The sequence below is a fragment of the Polynucleobacter sp. SHI8 genome, assembly GCF_027944005.1.
Classification (GTDB): domain Bacteria; phylum Pseudomonadota; class Gammaproteobacteria; order Burkholderiales; family Burkholderiaceae; genus Polynucleobacter.
On sequence record NZ_AP027204.1, the window covers coordinates 911,408 to 928,741 of the forward strand.

The 17,334-nt window shown below is 41.3% G+C and carries 19 protein-coding genes; 11 read left to right on the forward strand and 8 right to left on the reverse strand.

The annotated features are described in order from the left end of the window. The first annotated feature begins 9 nt into the window (after positions 1 to 9). The 8 genes from QMN06_RS04620 (at position 10) to QMN06_RS04655 (ending at position 8,788) form a co-directional block, all read left to right on the forward strand. Positions 10 to 738, forward strand: coding sequence for an energy transducer TonB (locus QMN06_RS04620; protein WP_281971364.1), 729 nt, complete (start codon positions 10 to 12; stop codon positions 736 to 738). Between the two features lie 26 nt (positions 739 to 764). After that, complete coding sequence (locus QMN06_RS04625) at positions 765 to 1,403, forward strand: MotA/TolQ/ExbB proton channel family protein (protein ID WP_281971365.1); 639 nt, start codon at positions 765 to 767, stop codon at positions 1,401 to 1,403. An 8-nt stretch (positions 1,404 to 1,411) separates the two neighbouring features. Continuing rightward, positions 1,412 to 1,822, forward strand: coding sequence for a biopolymer transporter ExbD (locus QMN06_RS04630; RefSeq protein WP_281971366.1), 411 nt, complete (start codon positions 1,412 to 1,414; stop codon positions 1,820 to 1,822). A 2-nt stretch (positions 1,823 to 1,824) separates the two neighbouring features. After that, positions 1,825 to 3,543, forward strand: a complete 1,719-nt coding sequence (locus QMN06_RS04635; protein WP_281971367.1) for a ShlB/FhaC/HecB family hemolysin secretion/activation protein — start codon at positions 1,825 to 1,827, stop codon at positions 3,541 to 3,543. A 368-nt stretch (positions 3,544 to 3,911) separates the two neighbouring features. After that, the gene (locus QMN06_RS04640; RefSeq protein WP_281971368.1) at positions 3,912 to 4,331 is read left to right on the forward strand and encodes a hypothetical protein; all 420 of its coding nucleotides are present in this window, start codon (positions 3,912 to 3,914) and stop codon (positions 4,329 to 4,331) included. 58 nt (positions 4,332 to 4,389) lie between these two features. Continuing rightward, positions 4,390 to 5,337, forward strand: a complete 948-nt coding sequence (locus QMN06_RS04645) for a dienelactone hydrolase family protein (protein WP_281971369.1) — start codon at positions 4,390 to 4,392, stop codon at positions 5,335 to 5,337. 227 nt (positions 5,338 to 5,564) lie between these two features. Continuing rightward, positions 5,565 to 7,886 (forward strand): amidase family protein, encoded by a 2,322-nt coding sequence (locus QMN06_RS04650; RefSeq protein ID WP_281971370.1) that lies wholly within the window; start codon positions 5,565 to 5,567, stop codon positions 7,884 to 7,886. A 35-nt stretch (positions 7,887 to 7,921) separates the two neighbouring features. Further along, positions 7,922 to 8,788, forward strand: a complete 867-nt coding sequence (locus tag QMN06_RS04655; RefSeq protein WP_281971371.1) for a methyltransferase domain-containing protein — start codon at positions 7,922 to 7,924, stop codon at positions 8,786 to 8,788. Positions 8,789 to 8,805: 17 nt separating this feature from the next. On the opposite strand, the gene ppk2 is transcribed toward QMN06_RS04655, so the two are convergent. The 6 genes from ppk2 to QMN06_RS04685 are packed head-to-tail and all read right to left on the reverse strand — an operon-like array spanning position 8,806 to position 14,458. Beyond that, on the reverse strand, positions 8,806 to 9,579 hold the full coding sequence (ppk2, locus tag QMN06_RS04660; protein WP_281971372.1) for a polyphosphate kinase 2: 774 nt from the start codon (positions 9,577 to 9,579) through the stop codon (positions 8,806 to 8,808). A gap of 39 nt (positions 9,580 to 9,618) precedes the next feature. Further along, complete coding sequence (locus tag QMN06_RS04665) at positions 9,619 to 11,844, reverse strand: molybdopterin cofactor-binding domain-containing protein (RefSeq protein ID WP_281971373.1); 2,226 nt, start codon at positions 11,842 to 11,844, stop codon at positions 9,619 to 9,621. Positions 11,845 to 11,854: 10 nt separating this feature from the next. Next, positions 11,855 to 12,352 (reverse strand): (2Fe-2S)-binding protein, encoded by a 498-nt coding sequence (locus QMN06_RS04670; RefSeq protein WP_281971374.1) that lies wholly within the window; start codon positions 12,350 to 12,352, stop codon positions 11,855 to 11,857. 58 nt (positions 12,353 to 12,410) lie between these two features. Then, complete coding sequence (gene def / locus QMN06_RS04675) at positions 12,411 to 12,935, reverse strand: peptide deformylase (RefSeq protein WP_281971375.1); 525 nt, start codon at positions 12,933 to 12,935, stop codon at positions 12,411 to 12,413. Positions 12,936 to 12,938: 3 nt separating this feature from the next. After that, the gene (locus tag QMN06_RS04680) at positions 12,939 to 13,553 is read right to left on the reverse strand and encodes an SOS response-associated peptidase family protein (protein ID WP_281971376.1); all 615 of its coding nucleotides are present in this window, start codon (positions 13,551 to 13,553) and stop codon (positions 12,939 to 12,941) included. Positions 13,554 to 13,558: 5 nt separating this feature from the next. Continuing rightward, complete coding sequence (locus QMN06_RS04685) at positions 13,559 to 14,458, reverse strand: alpha/beta hydrolase (RefSeq protein ID WP_281971377.1); 900 nt, start codon at positions 14,456 to 14,458, stop codon at positions 13,559 to 13,561. 195 nt (positions 14,459 to 14,653) lie between these two features. Here QMN06_RS04685 and QMN06_RS04690 point away from each other — a divergent pair, with 195 nt between their 5' ends. Further along, entirely contained in the window at positions 14,654 to 15,001 is a 348-nt protein-coding gene (locus QMN06_RS04690; RefSeq protein ID WP_281971378.1) for a hypothetical protein, read from the forward strand. Positions 15,002 to 15,069: 68 nt separating this feature from the next. Next, the gene (locus QMN06_RS04695) at positions 15,070 to 15,453 is read left to right on the forward strand and encodes an SgcJ/EcaC family oxidoreductase (protein ID WP_281971379.1); all 384 of its coding nucleotides are present in this window, start codon (positions 15,070 to 15,072) and stop codon (positions 15,451 to 15,453) included. On the opposite strand, the gene QMN06_RS04700 is transcribed toward QMN06_RS04695, so the two are convergent. Both QMN06_RS04700 and maiA read right to left on the reverse strand, forming a co-directional pair. After that, positions 15,448 to 15,714 carry a KTSC domain-containing protein gene (locus tag QMN06_RS04700; protein WP_281971380.1) on the reverse strand — a complete coding sequence of 89 codons (267 nt, stop codon included), beginning with the start codon at positions 15,712 to 15,714 and terminating at the stop codon, positions 15,448 to 15,450. The genes QMN06_RS04695 and QMN06_RS04700 overlap by 6 nt on opposite strands. Further along, positions 15,711 to 16,364: a maleylacetoacetate isomerase gene (maiA, locus tag QMN06_RS04705; RefSeq protein ID WP_281971381.1), complete on the reverse strand. Its 654-nt coding sequence runs from the start codon at positions 16,362 to 16,364 to the stop codon at positions 15,711 to 15,713. The genes QMN06_RS04700 and maiA overlap by 4 nt, the downstream gene beginning before the upstream one ends. Before the next feature lie 105 nt (positions 16,365 to 16,469). Here maiA and QMN06_RS04710 point away from each other — a divergent pair, with 105 nt between their 5' ends. Further along, positions 16,470 to 17,285: a metal-dependent hydrolase gene (locus QMN06_RS04710; RefSeq protein WP_281971382.1), complete on the forward strand. Its 816-nt coding sequence runs from the start codon at positions 16,470 to 16,472 to the stop codon at positions 17,283 to 17,285. The last annotated feature ends 49 nt before the right edge of the window (positions 17,286 to 17,334 follow it).

Here is a 17,334-nt window from a genome sequence, read left to right on the forward strand (position 1 = left end):
GTTAATTAAATGAGTATTATTAGTTCATCGCGATTAGAGTTATTTGCATACTTTAATCCTGAAGAGTTTGAACGTCTAAAAAAACTGGATGAGAAGTGGCTTAAGTTTTTTTGGATATTTTTATTTATTGCTCTTTCCATACATGGATTATTTTTTGTTGGGAGCATTATTCAAAAGCTCAACTTACTTCCAAAAACTCCACCACCGTTGACCATTGAAATTGTTGCGCCAAAGAGTGGCGTTTCTGAAGGTGAAACCAAAAAAACACCACCGCCACCAGAAGCGAAAAAGCCGACGACCGATGATGTAAAAAAACCATCACCAGAGCCGAAGAAACCAACAGAGTCAAGTGATCAACCGAAGATACCAGCCCCTGCGCCTAAGGCAGAGGAAGCTAAGCCCGCCCCACCAGCACCTGTTGCGCCACCTCCAATAACAGGAGAGAAGAGTGCCCCCACGGTTGATGCTGATAAATATGCAGATTACTCTAAAAATCCTAAACCACGTTATCCAATGGGGCCCTATCGTGAAGGAATTCAGGGGACTGTTTGGTTGAGAGTGCAAGTGTTAGAGGACGGTACGGTTGGCACAGTGGAGTTATCCAAGTCCAGTGGTAATGATGAGCTAGATGAGTCTGCATTATCAACCGTTAAAAAATGGCGTTTTACCGCAGCAGTTCAAGGTGGTAACTCAGTTGTGCAGTATGTTCGGGTTCCAATCACATTCAAATTACGATAATTTTACTTTAGTCAGAAAGGCTTTATATGGAATTTACAGTTGTTAATTTCGTTCTTGTTTTACTCATACTTTTATCTATTTATACATGGGGGGTCAGTATTTGGAAACTATGGCAACTTCGCCAGATTAAAAAAAGTACGGCGCAGTTTGAGGCTGGTTTTTGGGAAGCGAAGGATTGGGCGGCAGGTGAAGCTTTTGTGCAAGACAACAATAGCCTCAATGGTCAATTAGCCAGAGTTGGATATGCAGAATTTAGAGCCTATATGGAGCACCCTGAGGGACTTAAATTCGTTGGTGATCCAGGTGATGTATTGCAAAGAGCGATGAATCGTACTCAAGAAAGCATTGCACGTCGTTTAGAAAGAGGTTTAGCAGAACTAGGTTCGATTGGCGCCTTAGCACCATTCATTGGATTGTTTGGTACGGTTTGGGGAATTATGCATGCTTTGACCGCAATTAGCGAAAGTGGTAAGGCAAGTATTGATGTAGTTGCAGGTCCGATTGGTGAAGCTTTGATTGCTACAGCGATTGGTATCGGTGCTGCGGTTCCAGCCGTGTTCTTTTACAACTATTTAGTACGTAAGTTGAAATTGCAATCGATAGAGATGGAAACATTTGTCGAGGCTTTTTTAAGACTTGCTTCAATCAACGCTAAAAATAAATAGGACTCATCATGCAAGTAAAAAAAGGTGATAGTGGAGATAGTGCTTTTACAGAGATTAACGTTACTCCATTAGTTGATGTGATGTTGGTGTTGTTGGTTGTATTTATTATTACAGCACCACTCATTGTTCCACAAAATATGCAAGTGAATTTGCCTAAGACTGAATCAACTTCTCTAGATAGTAAGATCAAAGATGGACAGTTAGTCATTAATCAAGATGGATCGCTCCTCTTTGATGAAAAGCCTATTACTGAGGGTGATTTAAGTGCTGCTTTAAAAAGTCGTTCCTCGAATCCTGAATTCCAATTACAAATATTCGCCGATAAAAGTGTTCCTTATGGTCGAGTTGCTGAGATGATGGGATTGTCACAGGCTGCAGGAGTTGTTAAACTGTCATTTGTTACATTACCTAAAAAATAATAATGAAACCTACTCGAAGCAAGCTGGCCCTTTTGGCTGGCTTTTTCTTTTTAACTGAAAACGTTGTTTTTGCTGCCGGTCCGGATGCTGGAGCTTTGCAACAAAACCTACAACGTCAAATTGAGAATGAGCAAAATGAAGTACAAATGGAGTCTCAGTTAAAGAAGAAAGAGCCTACTCCAACGCCTCCATCAAAAAATCAAACCTTGATTGACATCAAGGGATTTAAATTTTCTGGAAACACGTTTATATCAGAGGAACAGGCGAAAGAGATTACTTCTTCGTTCATTAATCGTAAATTAACCTTAGCTCAAATTAACGAGGCTGCATTTGCCATTGATGATTTTTATAAAGAAAAAGGGCGTATAGCGCAGTCAGTTGTTCCTCCTCAGCAGATAAAAGATGGCATTGTCGAAATTAAGATCTTAGAGGGTAGAGTTGGTAAGATTGTGATTGAACCTGCCTTTGAAGAAGATCCTCCTAGAATTTCTTCAAAAGTAGTAGATAACTTTATTTCATATCACAATTCCAAGGGCCAGTTAATTGATCTTGATGCGTTAGAGAGAAGTTTGTCCTTGTTGAATGAGTTGCCTGGGATTCACGTAGAAGGAGCCCTTGAACCAGGACAGGAAGATGGTACTTCCAACATTATGTTGACTGTAGATGAATTATCTCGAGTATCCGGTCGAGCTGATTTATCGAATTATGGATCAGCAAGTACAGGCGTAGCTCAAGCAGTTGCCAGTATCAATTTAAATGATTTAGCAGGTATTGGTGATGGTGGAACAATCGATATCATTGGTTCGGAAGGTTCTATTTTTGGACAAGCACGTTACTTTATTCCTGGTAATGCTGATGGATTAAGAGTTGGTCTTGGAGCATCGATGTTAAGTTACAACACGCTTGCTAATTTTTCAGCGACTAATTTCTACGGAACAGCCAACGCATTTGGTTTTTACTCCAACTACGCCTTGCAAAGAACTGCCAAGTCAAACAAAACCATTAACTTTAGCTTGGAAAATCGTCAATACTACAATACGACTGACAGTGTTGAGGTCAGTCACTATGGTATTAACAGCGCAACCTTAGGTATACAAGGAAACCGATTGGTTGGAGATGCTAGTTGGTTATGGTCAAGTAACCTAGTTGTTGGGACAGTAAACATCATGAATCCATCTCAGGCACAGAGTGATCAATTTAGCGCCAATATAAGCGGTCCTTACGGAAAACTTGCGATATACAGTTCTCTGACTCAGCCATTGCCCATTAAATCGACTAATTTAATACTCACCTTCAATGGTCAGCTAGCCACCACGAATTTGAATACCTCTGAGCAGTTATATTTAGGCGGACCATATGGTGTGAGAGCGTATCCGGTTTCTCAAGGGGGTGGTTCTCAGGGGGCGATTATCTCTGCTGAAATTAATCATACGTATCCCAATAATGTACAAATTGGGGCGTTTATTGATTTGGGCTACATTCAGCAATATAAAAATACCTATACCAATTGGCAGGGTCAAACAAACGCAGGCAATAATTACAATTTGTATGCAACTGGTTTGACAGCAAAATATCGCTATAAGAAAAAAGCGGAGATTAATGGTGTTTTGGCACTTCGCCTTGGCGATAACCCACTTTATAACCAAAGTGGTCAGCAGCTGAATGTTGATAGTAATTACAATACAGTTCAGTTGTGGTTAAAAGGAAGTTATTACTTTTAGTATTCAGTTAATCCTACTTGTACTATCAAAGCCCCATCGGTCAGTTCAGTCGTATGGGGCTTTTTATTTTGATATATCTTTTTAACCACCCTTTATTTACGGCATCATTTCCAAAAACTTGATGGTGAATAAAAAATATATAAAGTTAAAATAATGTCAAGAAATGCCGTAACCATAACATGTACGGCTTATTTCTTTTTTATAAAAAATATAGAAATTTATTCATCTTTTTATATTTTCAATTTCTTATATACCCTCCAGTTTTATTTGCAGAGGAAGACTATGCCTATGTTCATCAAATCGCTAGTGGATTGAATGATAGAAGAGGGAGTCCTCCGTTTATTCTGACACTGCAAAAAACAGGACCTATGGCTAATACCAAAGTATTTGAACAAGACTTATCTAGAAATACTTTACCGATGCGCGTGTGTCATATTCGCTTGAATACGGAATATATAAAGAACCATCAATTATCAGAAAGTGCAATTGCTGTGGTGATTGGTCATGAAATGGGGCATTGTGAGACTGAGCCTTTATCTCATGCCTTTAGCCGCTTATCTTATACCGAAAAAAATTGGTCAAAAGAATATGTGGCTGACCTGTACGGTATTCGCTTAGCCAATGAAATCGGTTTGAGTGGTATCAGTGGTTTTAAAGAATTGTCAGCCATTATTGGATTTAATAATAGTGCGACGCATCCTAGTATGGATCATCGTATCAGGGCGATAGAAACAGGGGAAAGATTCGTGAGTACTTCGCTTAAAGTGAGAAGCTCTCCGATAGATTAAGTATTTCGGGGACTCTTCTTAGATTGTCAATTACTTGATAAATAATTACAATACTCGGATGAATCGTAGATTGATCAAACCTCTCTTGTTATTGTCATTTGCATTCAGTATTTTTAGCGTAATCGCCGATAATGAATTGCCAGAAGAGGTGATTTTTATACCGAAGTTTTCTAACATTTTGGGAATGAAGGTTCAGACCAAGTTAGAGACAACCATGTTTAAGCCAGTTGGAATAGGACCTCATCCTTTAGTCATTATTAATCATGGAAAAGCACCAGGTAATACCCATTTTCAGCCTAGATATCGCCCCTTATCCCCGGTGAGGTATTTTTTAGAAAGAAACTATATCGTTCTAGTTCCCATGAGGCAGGGCTTTTCTAAATCTGAGGGCTCATATATTGATCCTGGTTGTAACATCATTTCAAATGGAATTGCTCAAGCGGCGGATGTGCAAGCCACTCTGGAATTTGCTCTTAACCTCCCGGATGTAAATAAGGAGCAAGTATTAGTAGTAGGTCAATCTCATGGAGGTTGGACTTCCCTAGCATTTGGTTCAATGAACAAAAATCCTGCCGTAAGAGGAATTGTCAATTTTGCGGGCGGATTAAAAAAAGACGATTGTGTCGGTTGGCAAAATACCTTGATTGAAGGTTCACAAAAATTTGGCTTAACTACTCAGACCCCATCTATTTGGTTTTATGGTGATAATGACAGCTTTTTTCCTCGGTCTCTTTCAAACCCTATGTTCGAGCAATATTCAAAAGGAAATCCAAATTCTCAATTTGTCACATTTGGGCAATTTGAAAAAGACTCCCATTTACTTTTCACTAGGCAGACAGGAAGACCTATTTGGGAGCCCTATATGGAGAGGTTTCTTCAATCAGTTGATCTGCCATTCCAATTGGTGAATGCAAATTTCCAGGCTTCTCCTAAAATGATAAGTCCACCCCTCAGTGGCTTTGCTAGAATTTCTCAAGTTGATCAAGTGCTACTTATCAATCATTAGGGGAGGCAGGCATATAATTTGTAATTAAAAAAGCCATATCCTAAAGATATTGCAATTAGCTAGACTGGAAATTTTGGCTGGGAATATAGTTTGGATAATCGACTTAAAGGTGCTTTGAGTCGATGTGAAAAGAAGGCTCAATCCAATGGCAAGTAGTATGCGATAGATGATCAAGTAGTTTGGTAGAAATAAAACAAGCTAAAAAATAAAAATATGTGGAGATAAAAATGGAAGAAAGAAGTTCAAACACAAACTTCATTGTGGAAGAGGCAAGCATTGCGGATCTTCATCAAGCAATTCAAGCAGGTAGAACGACCTGTGTTGACGTAGTCAAACAATATCTAGCTCGCATCAAAAAATATAACGGCCCATCGAGTTTATTAGTGACCCAAGACGGCGCTGATATACCTCCAAGTAGTGGTACCGTTCGAGCTGGAGAGCCTATTCAGTTTGATCAAGCAACTGTCAAAGCAAGTCAATTATTGCCTAATTTAGAATCTTATCAAGGCCCACCTTTAGAATTTGGCAGAATGGAATCTACCGTATCACAGCCAGAGGTCGTTCAACAATTTGGCATGATCGTCGGGAAGCCTAATGCTGGACAAGTCAATGCACTCGCCACATTAAATATTCGCGGTGAGCGCTCTGTCACTTGTCGGGGTGATTATGATTTACATCCGTCTTTAGGGCCTTTACCAAAAGGTGCTCCACCTGTGTGCGAAATGTTTAGGCACTACCCAGATGCGTTAGAGCAAGCGGCGGCTTTAGATGAAGAGTATGGTTCAAATCCAGACCTTGAAAAATTACCTTTATATGGTGTGACATTCTCATTTAAAGATGCTTTTGATACCAAGGATATGCGTTCAACGGGTGGTGGTGATGCTGCATACGATATTGATTTTCCAGCTCGTGATCATTTATTAGTAGATCAACTGCGCAAAAAAGGGGCCATTATTATGGCCAAAGCAGTGATGACAGAATATAACGGACGAGCAGGTGATCCAGGTGGTAAAAATCATCCAGAAAAAGTATTACCTTCTGTATTGGGATATCAGCGCTCTACATGGGGAGGCAATCCCTCAAATCCATATGACACCACTCGATCGGCCTCATTAGGGTCTAGTTCAGGTTCTGGAGTTTCGGTCAGTGTGAACTTCGTCATGGCAAGTTTAGGTGAAGAGACCAGAATGTCCACGCGTGGCCCAGCAAATCATAATTCGTTAGCATTGATACTTCCTCATAAAGCCATGTTAGGTTTTGATGGAGGAGCCATTGGGGCGGATATCTATTGTGATCGAACGGGTATCTTAGGTCGAACATTAACCGACTGTACCAAAATATTAGATGCTCTAAAGGATTCTGAGCATGGTTATTATGATCCACGAGACCCTTATACAACTGTGCCGCGAAGTTCTATTTTGCGAACACGTTATCAAGATCACATCACACATCATGCACAGGCGGGCTCATTAAGTGGGAAGCGGATTGGCGTGGTTCGTGAGTCTATGATTAATCCAGGTATTAAAGCTGTTGAGCCTATTATTAGCGCGGCTTCCAAAGAAATTAAAGACGTACTTGGCAATCATTTAGGTGCAATTTTAGTAGAGTCCACACATCCACTTTGGCAAAAAGATTCTGCCATGGAGCAAATGGATATCGACTTTACAAAAGCTCTATCAAGGCTTGTTCCTGTGTTTATGCCTGATATATTGTTTCGTTTAGATGAAGTAGGTCAACCTTTATTTCCTGAGTTTGAAAAAGCAATCATCCCAACTGAGTTTGCGCCTGGAAAAGTATTTGGTACTGGAACCATGGCTCCAATCGATTACCTTGTGGAACTGGCTGATTTAAACATAGCACCCCCCAAAAATTTGAATATTGCGACGATTCAACATCAAATCTTAGCCAATTCATTTAGATTTCATATCAAACAATATTTGACTCGAAGGGCAACTGATTGGCAGGCTGCGGGCTTTCGGGAGACGCTCATTGACTGGCCGACGCTCAATAAGCGCTCTAAATTTTGGGGCGATGACCAACGTGCAGCATTTAAGAACTGGGAAGAGACAACTGATCCCAGAAATCTTCTTGGTGGAAGGCAGGGAGTTGATGAACGAATCATGCTTAGAGAATTATTACGGCGTGTCGATATGATGGTGATTTTGGAGAATCAACTCGATGTATTGGTAAGGCTGCACACACCACTACCACCTGCGAAGATCGGCTGGCCAGAAGAGCCAGGGGAAATCAATCAGATTCGTAATGAAATGCTGTATGGACCTAATGCAGGTTTAACGGAGATTTTAGTTCCCGCAGGTTATGTTCAGACAGCCTATGATGCCCACTATGTGTTAGCAAAAGATGGACAGTCTTATATAGGTAAAACCTCTGCAGAGCCAACGCAATTAGCTGAACCAGGATTACCATTTTCATTGGTTTTTAGAGTTGAGCCTGGCATGGAAGACTCACTGATTGCGATTGCGAGTGCTTACGAGGCAGCATCAAAGAGGCGCATTAGTCCGCCGCAATTTGGTCCAATTGGACGATAAGTTAGTTTGAGATATCTTGATAAAAGGTGATGTGAATGAAATTAATGAATCATAAAACTTTATTTGTAAAACAGGTGCTCATTGCACTTTTTTGTTGTATCAGCTTAGGTAGTCATGCTCAGTACAACACGAAATACGGTGATGAAAAATATGAGCCTCGCTTAGGGCAATCGGGTAAAGATGTCATTTGGTTACCAACGAGTACAGATTTAGTCACTCAAATGTTACGCACAGCGAAAGTCACATCAAACGATATCGTCTATGACCTAGGTGCTGGTGATGGAAAAATTGCGATTGCAGCCGCGAAAGATTTTGGTGCAAAAGCGTTTGGTGTTGAGTTTAATCCCGAGATGGCAGGACTTGCCCAAAGAAATGCTGACCGTGCAGGAGTAGGGGAGCGAGTAAAAATCATCAATGGAGATATTTTTAAAGAAGATTTTTCATCAGCAACCGTATTAACGCTTTATTTATTACCAGAGCTAAATCTTCAGTTAAAGCCTATTATTTTGAATATGAAACCGGGCACACGGATCGTCTCGAATACCTTTCATATGGGCGATTGGGAGCCAGATGTCGAGATTGGTAATCCTACCCGCGCTTACTATTGGGTAGTACCTGCAAAAATTGCAGGTACGTGGGGAGTCTATGGTGTACATCCAACACAAAAAGCGAGTTTGCAATTGGTCCAATATCAACAGCGTGTGGGAGGTACTTTAACGATTGAACAGCAAACTTATCCCATCATGAAGCCTAGCCTTGAAGGTGAAAAATTAAAATTTAGTTTTCAGGATAAAGATCAAATCATTCATGATATTGAACTTGATATGACTAGAGATATGGCTTCAGGATTTGATCGTTATGATTACAAAACTAGCAAATTAGTAGGTAAGAAAGAGAAATAATTATCAATTTTTAGAGATTATTTTTCTAAGGCTGGTAACTCAGCAGCGCCTGGCTTCCATGTGCAAATAATATCTGGGTCTAATTTGAGGATTTTCTTATTTTTATTTGGATAATTAATTTTGGACAGTAAATCTCGAATTACATTGAGATGAGCTAATTTTTTATTGTTCGCATGAATAATGTTCCACGGCGCTGAGATGTGATTCGTTTTTAACAACATACTGTTTCTATATTTACTATAGGTGCCCCATTTTTTTTGGGCCACTTCATCAATTGGGCTAGTCTTCCATTGTTTTAGAGGATTATTTTTTCTATCCAATAAACGTTCCGCTTGTTCTTTTTTAGAGATATCTAAATAGTATTTGATGATAGTAATACCATCATCAACCAGCATGGTCTCAAATATATTGACAGTTTTCATGAAACGTTGATATTCAGATGCCGAACAAAAACCCATGACAGGCTCTACACCAGCCCTGTTATACCAACTGCGGTTAAAAAAGACCAATTCACCATGTGCAGGGAGATGACTGATATAGCGCTGAAAATACCACTCACCATTTTCATGCTCGGAGGGTTTACTCAGAGCTACAACATGCGTTTCTCTAGGACTTAAGTATTCCACAACACGTTTGATAGTGCCATCTTTACCTGCGGCGTCGCGTCCCTCAAAGATCACTAGAACGCGTTCTTTATTTTCGATGATATGTTTTTGCATTTTTACTAGTTCTATTTGGAGTTCTAGTAAAAGTGCATCATCGTCCATTTTTTTGGAACTTATTTTATTCATATGAGTGCAATCAATCTTTGTCTATGAATACCTATTACATTAAGCAAGATTTAAATTTTCTTTATGCAGTGGGAAGTTACGCAGTGGTCGACCGATGGCATTCGAGATTGCATTAATGACAGCAGGTCCTACAACACAAATCGTTGGCTCACCAACACCACCCCAGAAATCATAGGTCGGAACAAGTACGGATTCCACCTTGGGAACTGAGGCTAAGCGCAGTGGCGGGTAGGAGTCAAAATTCGTTTGTTTGACCCGGCCATTTTCAATCGTTATTTCGGGATTAAATATGGCACCAAGAGCCATGACAACAGAACCTTCAATTTGTTCACGAACTAACCATGGATTAACGACATGCCCTGGATTCAGAGCAAAAACTAATCGTTTAATTTTGACCATATTGCCACTCACTGACACTTCTGCCACGCACGCTGAGTAGCTACCATATCCCATAAACTGGGCTATGCCTCGATGAACTCCAGATGGTAATGGCTTATCCCAATTGGCTTTTTTTGCCGCAGCATTTAAAACTCCTAAATGTTTTGGAAACTTTTGCATCATGGCTTGACGAAACGCTAGAGGATCTTTGCCAGCGGCTTTTGCACAATCATCAATAAAGCATTCAGTAAAAATTGCATTTTGATTGGTGTTCACCCCACGCCAATGCCCCACAGGAACATGGGTATTTTTCATGACATATTCAGTTAGCAGATTAGGGAATTGGTAACCTAACTGAGCATCATCAGGTTCTGCATAAAGACCTTGCATTTGGAAGGCATCTTTATTGTCTTTTAAAGCCATTGGAAATAAGGTTGCGCGTATGGAAGGACCTGCAACCTTCATATGCATTCCTGTGATATTGCCACTTCCGTCAAGACCTGCAGACATTTTTGCAACGGCTAAGGGATGGTAAAAGTCATGCGTCATATCTTCTTCGCGACTCCAGAGCATTTTTACAGGAACACCAGGGAAGTTTTTTGCAATCAAGGTAGCCAAGCGCACAAAGTCTTGGGCCGCGGCGCGTCTTCCAAGTCCCGTTCCCGCATCTAATTTATATAATTCGCATTTTTCCAAAGGAAGTCCTGCTGTTTCTGATAAGGCCGCGAATGAGCCCTCGCCAGTTTGCGTAGGTACCCAAGCTTCTGCCCGGTCTGGTGTCCAGCGCACGGTCGCATTCATGGGCTCCATCGTGGCATGCGCTTGATATGGTGTGTAATAAATTGCTTCTATAGTTTTTGAAGAGTTTTTAATGGCGTTTAAAGCATCACCCTCTTTACGCAGAGCAAAATCACCAGATTCATTGAGACTACTCAGCATGATTTGATCAATTTCTTTAGAAGAAACTGCGGCACCTTTACCCTCATCCCAAACAATTGGAAGAGCATCTAAAGCCGTTTTGGCTCGCCACCATGTGTCTGCAACGACAGCGATGGTGGAATCATTGACTTTAACAACACCTTTTACGCCGCGTAAGTTTTTCACTTTCGCTTCATCGTAGCTAACCACCTTGCCACCAAAGACAGGACAGGCTTTGACAGCAGCACAGAGCATACCTGGTAATTGCAGATCAGCACCATAAACCTTGGTGCCATTGACTTTGTCTGCTGTATCTAGGCGAGTAATTGGCTTACCTGCTACTTTCCAAGTTCTTGGATCTTTTAAGGTGATGGATTTTGGATCAGGAGGCGTTAGCTTAGAAGCCGCTTCTGCAACACGACCATAGGTCGTTTTTTTACTAGATTTGGCATGTGTAATGACACCCTTATTGACGGTGAGCTCACTGACAGGAACATTGAGTTCATTAGCGGCTGCTTGCATCAGCATCATTCGAGCTGCTGCTGCACCTCGACGAATATAGTCCTCCGAAGTACGAACGCCACGGCTGCCGAAAGTTCCCATTTCGCCCCAGACGCGCTTACGTGCAACACTTTGACCCGGAGTAGGAGATTCCGTAATCACATGTTTCCAGTCACATTCAAGTTCTTCAGCCACTAACTGAGATAGTCCAGTTCGTGTACCTTGACCCATTTCAGATCTTACAAAGCGAATCACAACAGTTTCATCCGGTTTGATATTGACCCATGCATTGACCTCAGGATCACCCGCATTCATGATGGTGTTCGGGTTATAGGCTGTAGTCTTTGCTTTCTGTGCCAAAGCCGTGAGAGGTATTGTGCCAAAACCAATCATCAGACCACCACCAGCAAGTGATGTGTCAATAATAAAACGGCGACGTGAAGTACTATTAATTGTATTTGTAGTCATATGTATCTCCTTAACCGCGTGTTTGGGGTGTTGCATCATATTGAGCGAGCACATCGGCTAATTTTTTCTTACCCGATGCCACATGGATTCCATCACGGATTTTTTGGTAAGTTCCACAACGGCAGATATTAGACATCGCATTATCGATATCAGCATCCGTTGGTTTAGGAATCCGCTTCAGAAGAGCTGCGGCAGCCATCACTTGACCCGATTGGCAATAGCCACATTGAGGAACATCTAGAGCGATCCATGCTTTTTGCACAGGATGAGTATTGTCAGGAGAGAGAGCTTCAATCGTGGTGATTTTCATGCTACCCACAGCAGAAACAGGAATGGAGCAAGAGCGTACAGGCTCGCCATTCATATAGACCGTACATGCGCCGCACTGAGCAATACCACAACCATATTTGGTGCCAGTTAAGCCGATGATTTCACGAATCGCCCATAGAAGGGGCATATTAGGTTCAACGTCGATATTGTGAACCTGATTATTGACGGTTAATTGCATTTTTATCTCCCTTAGTTCTAGTAACTATAATTCATTTCCATCCATTCTGAATGAAAGCTTATAGATTTGGAAATAGAATCTCCGTAAAGCCAAACTTGGTCATATCTTCGATCCGCATGGGGTAGAGTGTGCCGATTAAGTGATCACATTCATGTTGTACTACACGCGCATGAAAGCCACTTACCGTGCGATCAATGATTTGCCCCTGTTCACCTAGCCCTTGATAACGAATGTGTTGATAACGTGGGACTAAGCCACGTAGCCCAGGAACCGATAGGCAACCTTCCCAACCACTCTCTAGTTCAGGGCTGAGCGGAGTAATCACCGGATTGATCAGAATCGTCTGGGGAATCGGATCTTCATTGGGATAACGCACATTTTTCTCAAAGCCAAAAACGACAATTTGTAATGAAATACCTATTTGTGGCGCAGCAAGTCCAGCGCCATTCGCATGCTTCATCGTATCAAGCAGATCTTCAATGAAACCTTGGATTTTTGTCGAGGCAATCGCTTCTAGAGGAACAGAAATTGCCTGTTGAAGTAATAGGGGTTCGCCCATTTTGAGGATTGGTTTGATGGCCATAATTTATTGTAATTCCGTCATGGATGCATGGTTTAAAAATTGAGAAGCTTGTTCAGGCGTGGTGGATAACCAGTCATGGAATAAATGAGGCTTTAGGCACACAATCGTTCTTTTTTCTTCATCTGGACGATGAAAGTTTTTCATGAAGGGGTGCTCATCAGCATTGATGGTAATTAGTGAAAAGCTTGTGATGATTTCGCCACTGGTGGTATCCATCCAGGTGTCCCAAATCGTTGCAACACCCAAAGGTTCATCGTTCGAGGAGGAGATGGCAGTTCGAACTGATTTACCAGAAAGATAAGAAGGCTCATAAAAGTGGTCCATCAAAGCAATCCCAAAGCGTCTTGATTTCCAAGCGGTTCGGTAAGAAGGTTTTTCGGCAATCGTTTCTAGGCGAGCATTGTAGGTATGTTTTTGGATTTTGCGATCTTTGGACCAATGCGGTATGAGGCCAAATTGCGCCAAACCACAGGCGATTCTTCCTGATTGTTGACTTTTGACAATTAAAGGAGCGGCATATCCTGGAAAAGCCTCCGCTGGATAAGGGCTGGGTAAGTCAACATCAAAGTTCTTCTTCACCCAAACTTGATTGTAAGTCGATGCAAAACTAATACACATCGGCTTTATTGAAAAAAGGCTAGAGCGTCAGTGAGAAGTTCCTCTGAAGCTTCTTCTGGAATGTAGTGACCGCTATTGACGGTTTTTCCAGAAACATGAGATGCGACCTTACTCCAATCACTCAGTGGTGTAAAGCAGGCATTGACTAGACCGTGCTCTCCCCAAAGGACTCGCAGAGGCATCTGTAGTTTTTTACCAGCAGCGATATCAACGCGGTCGTGCTCGAGATCAATGGTTGAAGCAGCTCGATAGTCCTCGCACATGGCATGAGTACATGCGGGATCTTGCATGGCACTCACGTAGTCATGCCAACATTCTTTGGCAAAAATATCAAGACCTGCATAGCGACCACCCATAAATTGTTTGAGGAAGAACTCGACATCAGCACCGATCATGGTTTCAGGAATAGGTGCTTTTTGAATCAAGAAAAACCAATGCCAATAGCCACGCGCAAATGCCATACTCGTTTGATCATACATGGCGAGAGTGGGTGAGATATCGAGCACCATCAGCTTTTTTACGCATGTAGGATGATCTACCGCGAGTCGGTGTGACACACGACCACCACGATCATGACCTAAGAGTGAAAAATCCTTAAAACCTAGATGTTTCATGAGTTCAACTTGATCCATGGCCATGGACCGTTTTGAATAATTGGAGTGATCCAAATTTCCAGTTGGCTTAGACGATTCGCCATAGCCACGCAAATCACTTGCAATGACAGTAAAGCGCTCACTGAGTTGTGGGGCAATTAAATGCCAAATGGCTTTACTTTGCGGAAAACCATGCAGAAGAAGTAATGGCGGTCCATTACCAGCCTTTTGATAGGCAATCGTGATTTCACCATCGGTCGGATGGGTGTAGGAGAATTGTCCCGGAGTAAATCCATTGAGGAGAAGAGCCATGATGAAATTCTTTCGTATGGATGAATTGATTCATTTATAAATGATAAGGCCTCAACATCTTTTTAATGAAATTTAGATGAATCACGTTGCACCATCTGAATCATCATCATATCTTCTTAAAAATATCACCAACCATTCATCTAATATTTTTTTCATTTCGATAGGATAAATCATCTTTAATCAAGAAAGTTTTATATGAAAAAATTGTTTTTAGTTTGTTTGATGAGCGCTAGTGTATTTTCAGTATCCGCCAGTGAGACATCAGAGTGTGATGGTAAGGCAAATTGGCAGAAGAGTGCGATGAGTTCTGGAGATGTATTGCTGCGTAAATGTGATGTCTTTGGTAGAACTTTTATTGAAGTGAAAGATGAGCTTCATGAAGATCGCTGTATCAGTATTCAAAACGCAAAAAATGGTAAACATTGGAAAGATTTTTATCTGCACGAAGATGAAGTGAAGTCCATGAGTTTTACTGGAAAAAAAGTACCCAGTCAAATGAAAGTCGTATCCACTCAAGCGATCAACAATACCTGCACAAGATAAATTCAAATAGCTTGTTTTGATTCTTGGAAGATATCCGTTATATTGATATCTTCCAAGGAGTCAATCAAATGAATCGTCAAACTGATCAGGCAATTGTTGCGCAGGTCTATGAACAGTGGCAGCAGCATTTTGCGCCACTCAATTCACAATCATTAGCAAATCTATATGCCGAAGATGCTGTTCTGTTTGGTAGTCGGATTCCGCCCTATATTGGAAGGACAGCGATCCAATCGTATTTTGAGAACTTACCACCTGAGTTATTTACGGGTGTAGTTTTCACGCCAGAGTATATAAAAAGAGTCACTCCAGATGTCATTAGCATTGCTGGAAGTGCCAACTTCCAACGCTCTTCGCAAACACCACTTGAACTCCGTATCACCCATGTGTTGGTTTATTGCGAGGATCAATGGCAGATTGTGAGTCACCATGTTTCCTCCAAGCAAAACTTATGAAGGGTCACCAAATAAGTTCTTGAGTGAATCCATCGAGGAAGAGCTCGATGTTTTTTTCGGCTGCGTGGGTGAGTATTCATCTTTAATGTTGTCTTCCCAAAAGGACTTGGGACTGGGGTCGCGACTCATTTTTTCAAAAACCCAAAGAGGAACACCCTTGTAAGCAAGGGTGTTGGAATTGTCAAACTGAATATCTAATTGTTTTTCTTGTGGATCATATTCCATACGACGAACATATCCGCTTAAAAACTCTTTGATCATTTTTTGACAGGAGCACCTGGTTGATTCATGGGATGTGCCTTAGCAAAAGCATCAAGAGTTAAGCAGTGATCAGCAATTTTAACTAATTGAGGTGCATGGCTTAAATCAGCGCCAAATAAACGTGCCCCAATCACATGAGAACATAAGGCGAAATCTGCAAGCGTGACTTGATTGCCCAAGGTAAACTCACCAAATAGCTTCTCATTATGTAAACGGGCTTCAATTGCTTTGCTACCCTCATTGAACCAATGTTGAGCCCAAGCAGCTTGACCTGCATCATCTTGGCCATAGTTCTTGAGTAAAAAGGCGCGGATTCTGGGGACGACTAAGGGGTGAGTATCAGCAGTCGTGATCATCGAGATGGAACGTAAGTAAGCCTGCTCGTAAGCATCTTTAGGAAGAATCGAGTGACTCGGCCACACCTGTTCGAGGTATTCCAGAATTGCCATGGATTGGGTGATTTTGCGATCATCATGCTCGAGAAGAGGGATGACGTGTTGCGGATTGAGTTTGTGATAGTCCTCTGAGAATTGATCACCTTCCAGTAAATTAATGATCTTTTCTGTAAAGGGTATCTCTTTGTAGTTGAGTGCCGCTCGAACACGATACGCTGCTAAAGAACGCCAAAATCCATAAAGTGTGACTGCCATTACTATTCTCCCGTTATTGTTTTAGTGATATAAATATATTATGCATGAGAACTTGGTCATCATTGGGATGAATCGAGCCAATTAATCAATATCAATGGAGAGCCAATGAAATCGACCCTTATAAAAGTGCTGATGATCCTTAGTGGATTTTTTCTGCAAAGTCTAGTGCATGCCCAAGCTACAACCGAACTCTTATGGTACGGTCAGTCCGCTTTTAAAATTACGACGCAAACTGGAAAAGTGATCATGATTGATCCTTGGATCTTAAAAAACCCTGTCACACCACCAGAGTTGAAGAATTTAGAAAAAATCGGCAAAGTTGACCTTGTTTTAGTGACCCATGCGCATTGGGATCATATGGCAGACGCTCCAGATATCGCCAAAATGAATGATGCTCCCTTATATGGACCAGGGGACTTAAACCAAACCTTCATGAATCTAAATATTTTGCCAGCTAAGCAATTACCTCGCATGAATAAAGGTGGCACGATTTCGCCATTTCCGGGTGTTAAGATTTCAGCAGTTCGCGCCGAGCATTCATCTACCTATGTTTGGCGAAACCCACAAACGGATAAAGACGAAAGTCATCCTGGAGGAGAGCCTTTAGGTTTCATTATTCAGTTAGAGAATGGTTTTACGATTTACCATGCAGGTGATACAGATGTATTTACCGATATGGGATTAATTCAGAAAAGATATCATCCTGATCTCGTTTTGCTACCCATTGGCGGCAATTTTACGATGGATCCAAAAGGTGCAGCCATGGCCATTAATGACTATTTAAAACCGAAATTTGCTATTCCGATGCACTTTAAAACCAATCCTTACAATATTGGCACACCTGAAGAATTTATTGCTGCACTTGGCAAAACCAAAACGCAAGTGATGGTGATGAAGCCAGGAGACACTTTAAAGTTTTAAATGACCAAATGAGTAAATATTCATTATAAAAAGTGTAATGAATCTTCAC

Bases quoted from the DNA above. Each gene is read 5' to 3' on its own strand.
- QMN06_RS04620 (WP_281971364.1), top strand. From the start codon at position 10: ATGAGTATTATTAGTTCATCGCGATTAGAGTTATTTGCATACTTTAAT.
- QMN06_RS04625 (WP_281971365.1), top strand. From the start codon at position 765: ATGGAATTTACAGTTGTTAATTTCGTTCTTGTTTTACTCATACTTTTA.
- QMN06_RS04630 (WP_281971366.1), top strand. From the start codon at position 1,412: ATGCAAGTAAAAAAAGGTGATAGTGGAGATAGTGCTTTTACAGAGATT.
- QMN06_RS04635 (WP_281971367.1), top strand. From the start codon at position 1,825: ATGAAACCTACTCGAAGCAAGCTGGCCCTTTTGGCTGGCTTTTTCTTT.
- QMN06_RS04640 (WP_281971368.1), top strand. From the start codon at position 3,912: ATGGCTAATACCAAAGTATTTGAACAAGACTTATCTAGAAATACTTTA.
- QMN06_RS04645 (WP_281971369.1), top strand. From the start codon at position 4,390: ATGAATCGTAGATTGATCAAACCTCTCTTGTTATTGTCATTTGCATTC.
- QMN06_RS04650 (WP_281971370.1), top strand. From the start codon at position 5,565: ATGGAAGAAAGAAGTTCAAACACAAACTTCATTGTGGAAGAGGCAAGC.
- QMN06_RS04655 (WP_281971371.1), top strand. From the start codon at position 7,922: ATGAAATTAATGAATCATAAAACTTTATTTGTAAAACAGGTGCTCATT.
- ppk2 (WP_281971372.1), bottom strand. From the start codon at position 9,579: ATGAATAAAATAAGTTCCAAAAAAATGGACGATGATGCACTTTTACTA.
- QMN06_RS04665 (WP_281971373.1), bottom strand. From the start codon at position 11,844: ATGACTACAAATACAATTAATAGTACTTCACGTCGCCGTTTTATTATT.
- QMN06_RS04670 (WP_281971374.1), bottom strand. From the start codon at position 12,352: ATGCAATTAACCGTCAATAATCAGGTTCACAATATCGACGTTGAACCT.
- def (WP_281971375.1), bottom strand. From the start codon at position 12,935: ATGGCCATCAAACCAATCCTCAAAATGGGCGAACCCCTATTACTTCAA.
- QMN06_RS04680 (WP_281971376.1), bottom strand. From the start codon at position 13,553: ATGTGTATTAGTTTTGCATCGACTTACAATCAAGTTTGGGTGAAGAAG.
- QMN06_RS04685 (WP_281971377.1), bottom strand. From the start codon at position 14,458: ATGGCTCTTCTCCTCAATGGATTTACTCCGGGACAATTCTCCTACACC.
- QMN06_RS04690 (WP_281971378.1), top strand. From the start codon at position 14,654: ATGAAAAAATTGTTTTTAGTTTGTTTGATGAGCGCTAGTGTATTTTCA.
- QMN06_RS04695 (WP_281971379.1), top strand. From the start codon at position 15,070: ATGAATCGTCAAACTGATCAGGCAATTGTTGCGCAGGTCTATGAACAG.
- QMN06_RS04700 (WP_281971380.1), bottom strand. From the start codon at position 15,714: ATGATCAAAGAGTTTTTAAGCGGATATGTTCGTCGTATGGAATATGAT.
- maiA (WP_281971381.1), bottom strand. From the start codon at position 16,364: ATGGCAGTCACACTTTATGGATTTTGGCGTTCTTTAGCAGCGTATCGT.
- QMN06_RS04710 (WP_281971382.1), top strand. From the start codon at position 16,470: ATGAAATCGACCCTTATAAAAGTGCTGATGATCCTTAGTGGATTTTTT.